Raw genomic sequence first — 3,287 nt, forward strand, 5'->3', positions numbered from 1 at the left:
GCCTTGGCGTCCTTGGCGATGACGGCGACGCGGACGTCGCGGCCGGTGCCCGAGGGCAGCGAGACCACGCCGCGGACCTGCTGGTCGGCGTGACGCGGGTCGACGCCCAGGTTGACGGCGATCTCGACGCTTTCGTCGAACTTGGCGTTGGCGTTGGCCTTCACCAGCTTCACGGCGTCGGCCAGGGCGTGCGTCGCGGCGACGTCGCCGGTCCAGGCCTTCATGCGCTTGGGTTGCTTCGCCATCTCTTAGGCCTCCACGATCTGCAGACCCATCGAGCGCGCGGAGCCCTCGATGATCTTGGCGGCGGCCTCGACGTCGTTCGCGTTGAGGTCCTTCATCTTCTTCTCGGCGATCTCGCGCAGTTGGGTGCGGGTGATCTTGCCGGCGCTGTCGCGGCCGGGCTTCTGCGAGCCCGACTTCAGGCCCAGCGCCTGCTTGATGAAGAAGGACGCCGGCGGCGTCTTGGTGATGAAGGTGAAGGACTTGTCCTGGTAGACCGTGATCACGGTCGGCAGGGGCGTGCCCTTGGCTTCCTTCTCGGTGCGGGCGTTGAACTCCTTGCAGAAGCCCATGATGTTGACGCCGCGCTGACCCAGCGCCGGGCCGATCGGCGGCGACGGGGTGGCGGAGCCCGCGGGCACCTGCAGTTTGATATAGCCCAAGATCTTCTTGGCCATCTTTGCTCCTCATGGCCGGAAACCCGGCCGGTTATGAGCCGTGGTGCGGGGTTCGGTGGCCCTGCCCCTCCCACGGATTTGAAATCGCCGACGGAAAAACAAAGAGCGCGCCCGTCAGCGAAGGGCGCGCTCCTATCAGGTCTGGGCCGCGGCGACAACCGCGGCCAAATATCAGCTGGCCTTTTCGACCTGGCCGTATTCCAGCTCGACCGGCGTGGCGCGGCCGAAGATCGAGACGGTGACGCGCAGGCGGGCGCGTTCCTCGTCGACCTGTTCCACCGAGCCGTTGAAGCTGGCGAACGGGCCGTCGATGACCTTCACGGTCTCGCCGATCTCGAAGGAGATGGTCGGCTTCGGCCGCTCAACCCCCTCTTCGATCGCGCCGACGATGCGCTGGACTTCCTTTTCCGACACCGGGATCGGCTTCGAGCCCGAACCCAGGAAGCCGGTCACCTTCGGCGTGTTCTTGATGAGGTGGTAGGCCTCGTCCGACAGCTCCATCTTCACCAGGACGTAGCCCGGGAAGAACTTGCGCTCGGAGTTGACCTTCCGGCCGCGACGGATCTCGACCACGTCCTCGGTCGGCACCAGGATCTCCGAGAAGTTCTCGTCGAGACCCTGCTGCTTGGCCTGCTCGCGGATGCTCTCGGCCACCTTCTTCTCGAAGTTCGAGTAGGCGTGGACGATGTACCACTTGTGGCGGGGGTTGCCCTTCGGGGCGTTGGCGGCGGCTTCGGACATCTTGTTGTTCTTCTTATCCGCCCGTGGCGACGCGGAGCAGCCACGTGATGGCGAAGTTGAGGGTGGTGTTCACGATCCAGAAGAACAGCGCAGCCATCACGACCATGATCGCCACCATGACGGAGGTGATCCAGGTCTCCTTGCGGCTGGTCCACGTGATCTTGCGCGCCTCGGCGCGGACCTCGCGGGCGAACTGCGCGATGCTGGTCTTCTTCTTGGGCGCTTGGGCGGCGACCGCGCTGGGCGTGGCCATGACCGCGGCCGTCTTGGCGGCGCGGTCGCGGATCGCTTGCGGGTTCTGCCCCGGTTTCCTGGCCATGCGGCGCTTCAAACTCTCATCTGGAACGGCGGCGCTCAGGCCCCGCCCCGGTTTATCCTACGCTTTATATAGGTGGTGGCAGGAGTGGAGGGACTCGAACCCACGACTTTCGGTTTTGGAGACCGACGCTCTACCAGCTGAGCTACACTCCTTCAGCACCCCTATCCGCTCGTCTCACCTGGTTTCCTGTCCGGGGCGAAGGCCCGTGAACCGCGCCCCGGCGGCTAGAAAACTCAAGACTCCACGATGTCGGGTAGGACGCAGGCGTATGACGCAAGCGCCCCCGGTTTTCAAGCCTCTTGCGTGGAGCGAAGCCGCGGTCGGGGCGTTAGGCCGCCATGCCCAAGCCCCACGACCCATCCTACAATCGCGACGAAGACCAGAAGCCGGGCTCGCCCCAGCGCATGGCCCAGGAGCCGAAGGGCGCCGAGGGTTCCTCGCGCACCTCCAAGACGCTGACCGATCCGGCGAGCGGCGAGCCGCGTCGCGACCGCCACGCGCCGAACCAGGCCGCGGCAGACCAGACAGACGGCGCGGGCAAGAAGGCCTGAACCGCTCCGCTACGAGCGGTTCCCCACCCTGATCGATCCTCCGCCGGACACCGACTTGCGGATCGAGCCAGTGACTTCGCGCACGCGGATGCCGCCGAGCCCCGAGATCGACGCGTCCAGGTCCTGCGCCTCGCCGTCGAACTGCACGCCGCCGATGCCCGAGACCGACGCCCGCATCCTGCTGGCTCGTCCCCCCTCGATCTTCACCTGCCCAACGCCCGAGAGCCGCGCGTCGATGGGCCCGCCGACCGACTTGAGTCGGACGCTGCCTGCGCCGGACACGCGCGCATCCAGGCCGTCGCGCACCGAGACCGCGTCGATGTTGGCCGCGCCCGAGAGCTGCACCGCCAAGCTGCCGGCCGAGCCCATCTTCACGTTGCCCGCCCCCGACTGGCGCAGGTCGGCGGCGCCCTCGACGTCGGCGATCGTCCAGTTCGCGCAGCCGGAATTCTCGAGCCTCACGCTCGCGGACCGGCCGATGGCTCCGATGACCGCGCCGTTGGCGTCCACGCTCACCGCCTTCGGCGTGTAGATCACCACCTGCGGCAGCTCGGCGTAAGGGACGCGCCCAACGCCGCGGACGTTGATCCGTGCGTTCGTGCCCATGCCGTTGCAGTCGCGGATGCGGTGCGAGAGGTCTCCATCGACGATGGTGCGGTCGCCTTCGAGACGGACCGTCAGCGGCAGCTCGGCGCTCGGCCGGACCACCTCGACCTTGATGTCCGGCCGGTCCTGGGGAACGACCGTCACGCGCGCCGCCGCGTCACGAATCTCGACCGTAGCGGCCTGCGCGGCGCCGGCCGACAGGGCGGCGGCGGTGGCCAGCAGCATGATGGAATGGCGCATGTCTGAACTCCCCAGCTCGATGGGAAGCTAGGCGCGGCCCGGTCGCCCGACAGCTTAAATGTCGGTCATGACAGAGAAGTCATGGCGGGTCTGGGGGAGGCAAGCAAAAGGGCCGCCGGAGTGATCCGACGGCCCTTGAGTTCGATAGTC

At 67.1% G+C, this 3,287-nt stretch carries 5 protein-coding genes, 1 tRNA gene and 1 pseudogene; 1 reads left to right on the forward strand and 6 read right to left on the reverse strand.

Going from position 1 to position 3,287, the window contains the following annotated elements; translation table 11 throughout:
• The 5 genes and pseudogenes from Q0L11_RS16945 to Q0L11_RS16965 all read right to left on the reverse strand — a co-directional run.
• A pseudogene (locus tag Q0L11_RS16945) lies at positions 1-245 on the reverse strand (50S ribosomal protein L1); the annotation flags it as partial.
• Between the two features lie 3 nt (positions 246-248).
• Positions 249-680 carry a 50S ribosomal protein L11 gene (rplK, locus tag Q0L11_RS16950; protein ID WP_296598781.1) on the reverse strand — a complete coding sequence of 144 codons (432 nt, stop codon included), beginning with the start codon at positions 678-680 and terminating at the stop codon, positions 249-251.
• Between the two features lie 171 nt (positions 681-851).
• Entirely contained in the window at positions 852-1,421 is a 570-nt protein-coding gene (nusG, locus tag Q0L11_RS16955) for a transcription termination/antitermination protein NusG (RefSeq protein WP_296598782.1), read from the reverse strand.
• Between the two features lie 13 nt (positions 1,422-1,434).
• Positions 1,435-1,740, reverse strand: a complete 306-nt coding sequence (gene secE, locus Q0L11_RS16960) for a preprotein translocase subunit SecE (RefSeq protein WP_296598783.1) — start codon at positions 1,738-1,740, stop codon at positions 1,435-1,437.
• Between the two features lie 76 nt (positions 1,741-1,816).
• Positions 1,817-1,892: transfer RNA gene (locus tag Q0L11_RS16965), tRNA-Trp, on the reverse strand.
• A 186-nt stretch (positions 1,893-2,078) separates the two neighbouring features.
• On the opposite strand from Q0L11_RS16965, the gene Q0L11_RS16970 reads away from it, so the two are divergent.
• Positions 2,079-2,291: a hypothetical protein gene (locus tag Q0L11_RS16970; RefSeq protein ID WP_296598785.1), complete on the forward strand. Its 213-nt coding sequence runs from the start codon at positions 2,079-2,081 to the stop codon at positions 2,289-2,291.
• A 9-nt stretch (positions 2,292-2,300) separates the two neighbouring features.
• On the opposite strand, the gene Q0L11_RS16975 is transcribed toward Q0L11_RS16970, so the two are convergent.
• The gene (locus Q0L11_RS16975; RefSeq protein ID WP_296598786.1) at positions 2,301-3,137 is read right to left on the reverse strand and encodes a DUF2807 domain-containing protein; all 837 of its coding nucleotides are present in this window, start codon (positions 3,135-3,137) and stop codon (positions 2,301-2,303) included.
• Positions 3,138-3,287 lie beyond the last annotated feature (150 nt).

This window comes from Phenylobacterium sp., from assembly GCF_024508875.1.
Lineage (GTDB): Bacteria > Pseudomonadota > Alphaproteobacteria > Caulobacterales > Caulobacteraceae > Phenylobacterium.